Raw genomic sequence first — 4,545 nt, 5'->3', positions numbered from 1 at the left:
CCTTTTCAGTGAAAACAAGGTGAACTTACGCATCAATAGCTGGCCTATTGCAAGTAAATTTAACGCAGTTAGCGCTGAAAATAGCTGCTAGAGATAGATTTATTATCCAGAGTTCAGGTTTATTAGCTGTTTTATTCGTCATTTTAATAAAAATAGTTACTTTCAGCGTACAACTGTAAGCCTTTGTGTTTCAACAGTTTACGTTCAGGTAAAGAAAATAAATTGAAAAAACTGTTAATTTATTGGATAGAGTAATTGATCTAAACGGTTTTTTATGACGTAATGTAGGTATTATTAGCTGGTCGGATGAGTTCAATCATGAGTTTACGTACAAAATTAAAAAAAGTATTGCCAAGTATTTCTATCACTGAACAAGAAGCGCTAGACGCAGGTGATGTATGGCTTGAAGGGTCTATTTACCAAGGTAAACCTGATTTCAGCGCATTACGCGACGTACCTGCAGCTAAACTAAGCGCAGACGAGCAAGCGTTCTTAGACGGTCCAGTAAAAGAGTTATTGGGCATGATTGACGATTCAGTGATTCAAAATGGGATTCATTTACCAAATGACATTCTAGAATTTTTGAAAAAAGAGCGTTTTTTCTCGCTTATCATTCCTAAATCGTTTGGTGGTTTAGAGTTTAGCCCTTATGCAAACTCTACTATTGTAGGCACAATTGCTACTAAAAGCTCAGCGGTAGCGGTAACTGTAATGGTACCTAACTCGTTAGGCCCAGGTGAGTTACTACTTCATTTTGGTACGCAAGAACAACAAGCACATTACCTACCACGCCTAGCAAATGGCACAGACATTCCATGTTTTGCATTAACAAGCCCAGAAGCGGGTTCTGATGCCGGCGGTATTCCAGATGTGGGTACTGTTACTAAAGGTATGTATAACGGCAAAGAAGTGCTTGGTTTAGAAATCACATGGGACAAGCGCTACATTACGCTTGCACCTATTGCTACCGTACTTGGTTTAGCATTTAAAGTAGTTGATCCAAATGGTTTACTAGGTGGTAAAGAAAACCTAGGTATTACTTGTGCACTTATTCCAAAAGAGCACCCAGGTGTAGAGCTTGGTAATCGCCATGATCCAATGGGTATCCGTTTTTACAACGGTACTACACGTGGTAACAAAGTATTTGTACCAATGGACTTTGTTATTGGTGGACAGAAAAATATCGGCCGTGGTTGGCAAATGCTGGTTAGCTGTTTAGGTGCTGGCCGTGGTATTTCATTACCTGCACTAGGTGTGAGTACAGCACAAGTTGCATTTAAATCAGCGTCTGAATACGCAGCAGTGCGTGAACAGTTTGGTTTGGCGATTGGCCAATTTGAAGGTATTCAAGAAAAACTAGCTGACATTGCAGGTAAAACATACCTACAAGAAGCAATGCGCGTACTTACAACTGAAGGCTTAGGCATGGGCTTAAAACCATCAGTAGTAACCGCAATCGCTAAATACCACATGACAGAGCTTGGTCGCGACGTACTTGATTCAGCAATGGATATTCAAGCAGGAAAAGCGATTCAAAACGGTCCACAAAATACCTTAGCAAGTGGTTATGTTGCACAACCGATTGCCATTACGGTAGAAGGCGCGAACATTCTTACTCGTAACCTAATGATTTTTGGTCAAGGTGTTATGCGTTGTCACCCATATTTACAATCTATGGTTGAGTCAATTCATAGCGAAGACAAAGGCGCCGATAAAGAATTTAACGGCATTTTACGTAAAACAATTGGCTACAGCACAGCAAACAGCTTACGTGCTTTCCGCTTAGGTGTTTTACCATTCACAGCAAGCGCAAACTCTGAATTACCAGAAGTACGCGACTACGAAAAAGCAGTACATAAGTTATCTGCAAAACTTGCAGTGTACGCTGACTTTTCGTTATTAGTACTTGGCGGTAAGTTAAAACAAGCAGAAATGCTATCGGCACGTTTAGGCGATGTAATGAGCTTTTTGTACGCAGCTATGGCATCAATTAAATACTACGAGCAAAAAGTAGCAAGTAGTGACCGTGAGCAAGCAGCGCCGTATTTCCATTACGCGACTCGTTTTGCTCTGCAAAGTGCAGAAGAAGCATTGCATAAGTTTTTAGATAACTTCCCTGCAAGCGGTACGCGTAAGTTTATTCGTTTTATTACAATGAACTACTCAACTAAAATGCCAAAAATTAGTGATGATCTAATTCGCGAACTAGCTAAGCAAGCACAGCTTGATACCGCATTTAAAGCGCAAATCACGCATTTAGTTAAGCCAGTTGAGGGCGATGGCCATCATATCAATGAGCAAGCTTACAAAGCTAAAATGGCATCATTGGTTGAATTATCAAAAGTTAAAAAAGCACTACGTGCTAAAACGATTAAAGCAGGCGCACGCTTTAACATTACGCTTGATAACGCACTAGCGGCAAATGTAATCACGCAAGCTGAACATGTTCAGTTAATTGATTACAACATCAAACGTGAAAAAGCGATTCGTGTAGATGAGTTCGATTTCGATATGAACATCCTAGACGACAACGCACAGCCGATTAACCCGCTTAAAAGCGTAGTTAATCAGTAAGCTGTAAATTTAATTCAATAATGCAAAGCGCCCGCAGTATCGGCGCTTTTATTTTTGAAAGTTATTAGTGTGGAGCCCCGCTTGTGTAAAAACAAGCGGGGCTTTTTTATGTGTGCAATTTTGAGACAGGGGCAATGACGGCTAATTTGATGGTCGTTTTGCTTGTTCAATTAGAGAGACTGTCTAGTTTAGTTTTTCATTACCTAAATTTGCAGGCGATTTTTTCCATACATTAGGTCTAGTAAACGACGACAGTGAACAACAGGCTGGTTTTAGCTTAATCCCTACAGCAGTAGTACCGCTTACTAACAGTGCACGCGACGAGATTTACGAAAAAAGCGATTTACCAATTCGCTTAACTGCGCAAGAATCATAACGCGAAATTTTTCATGTTTAAAGATAGTTGATTTCCAATCGCACCTAATGCAGCACGTTTTCGCCGTCAAGGCGTTAAAAAACCTAGAAGAATAAATCTAACACTCCGCTAAATAAAATAGTATCAATAGCTTTTGTTATTTGAAAAATAATGGTTATGCGGTACTATTGAGAAACTTTTAATATACGGAAATTAGCTATGAAAATTATTTTTTCGATTAGCAATAAAAGTCTAAACCTTACTACTCCATGTTTATCAATTTTAACAAAAGCAACGAGTGGCAGAGATTCATGCATTAAATAATGCCTCTATTGCTTGCCAAATAAAGCCATTTGAAAGTCCACTTCCTGTCGGGAACTATTATATTAAACCTTCAGAATTAAGTAATCCTAATTTTGTTGGAGATGTGCTTCGTCGCACAAAAGGAGATTGGGGGGATTGGAGAGTAAGACTTCATCCTTCGATCGAAACAAAAGTTTATGGAAGAGATAACTTTTTCTTACATGGTGGCGATCTTGAAGGTTCTGCTGGTTGTATAGATATCGGTGGCGGTGTTATGGGGAGTACGATGACAGATAAAATTTTAGATTATATAACTTCAAGTAAAGTTAAAATTTTAGTGGAGGTTATTGAATGAAAAAAATAGTTGGTTTGTTGTTAGTTTCATTACCTTCGGTAGGTTATGCAGAGATATCTGATAAAGTACCGAGTATTTCGAATATGTGGCTACTAAGCATTGTTCTTGGTATGTTAGTGCTTATTGCTTCATTACGGTTTAATTTGGCTCCTCTATTTGCTGCATTTATTTCTGCATGTCTCGCTTATGGTTTTTATGATATGTACGCTGATCCTACCTTTAGAGAAGCAGTTTATTTTGAGCAGGGCAATTCGTATTTTTATCATGGTTATATTTCAGCATCTATGGTGTTTGCTTTGGCTCTATTAGGACTACTTTTAAAAAAGTTAAAGTGACCAACCTTAACCTGATACATCTGACTTTAAATGCACTAATACTGCCTATTAAAGCCACTCAAGCCCCCCGTAACCCCTTCCAAAACGCCAATTAAAACAACACCAAACTCTTTTTATATTCTGCGTAAAAATACAGTAATCAATTGAACCAAAATAGGAACTCAGCTATGGTTTGTTTATCAATAAAAAGAAATAAAAAAATGAGTTAATCTACAGGCTCGTTAGCAGTCACTTGGAGTTCTCGTGAATAATGAAGCTTGGAATAAATATGTTGATTGCTTTAGAAAAAATTTCGATTCTTGTGTTTTTAAAGATGAGCTTATAAATGTATGTGGTGGTTATGATGATGTAGCTTGTGCTGTATTTTTTCATACTCAATCGAATGCTATTAAATGGATGAGCAGCAAGCTACCAGCTCTTGAAAATAAGATCCCTAGCCAAGAAATAGGGAACGGAAATGTAATATCTGTACGCAAAGTTATTATGAGGATGCCTTGTTAAAAACTGCTACCCGAATTCATTATGCAAGTGCACCACTGACCATAACCCACCAATAAATATGACATTCTGAAGTATTTGCTAATGTAGTAAGTGCGACCACACTCATTAACTATGGAATTCAA

At 38.3% G+C, this 4,545-nt stretch carries 4 protein-coding genes and 1 pseudogene; all 5 read left to right on the top strand.

Annotated features, from left to right (window positions below; translation table 11 throughout):
• Positions 1–318 precede the first annotated feature (318 nt).
• Complete coding sequence (locus CWB66_RS18705) at positions 319–2,574, top strand: acyl-CoA dehydrogenase (RefSeq protein ID WP_077538756.1); 2,256 nt, start codon at positions 319–321, stop codon at positions 2,572–2,574.
• A gap of 199 nt (positions 2,575–2,773) precedes the next feature.
• A pseudogene (locus CWB66_RS18700) lies at positions 2,774–2,938 on the top strand (serine--tRNA ligase); the annotation flags it as partial.
• Positions 2,939–3,227: 289 nt separating this feature from the next.
• The gene (locus CWB66_RS18695; protein WP_138586547.1) at positions 3,228–3,587 is read left to right on the top strand and encodes a tlde1 domain-containing protein; all 360 of its coding nucleotides are present in this window, start codon (positions 3,228–3,230) and stop codon (positions 3,585–3,587) included.
• Positions 3,584–3,922, top strand: a complete 339-nt coding sequence (locus tag CWB66_RS18690; RefSeq protein ID WP_138586546.1) for a hypothetical protein — start codon at positions 3,584–3,586, stop codon at positions 3,920–3,922. Before CWB66_RS18695 ends, CWB66_RS18690 begins: the two co-directional genes overlap by 4 nt.
• Before the next feature lie 243 nt (positions 3,923–4,165).
• On the top strand, positions 4,166–4,423 hold the full coding sequence (locus tag CWB66_RS18685; protein ID WP_138586545.1) for a hypothetical protein: 258 nt from the start codon (positions 4,166–4,168) through the stop codon (positions 4,421–4,423).
• Positions 4,424–4,545: the final 122 nt, after the last annotated feature.

Source organism: Pseudoalteromonas sp. S558 (genome assembly GCF_005886635.1).
GTDB classification, from domain to species: Bacteria; Pseudomonadota; Gammaproteobacteria; order Enterobacterales; family Alteromonadaceae; genus Pseudoalteromonas; species Pseudoalteromonas aliena.
This window is presented reverse-complemented; position numbering and strand designations above follow the sequence as displayed.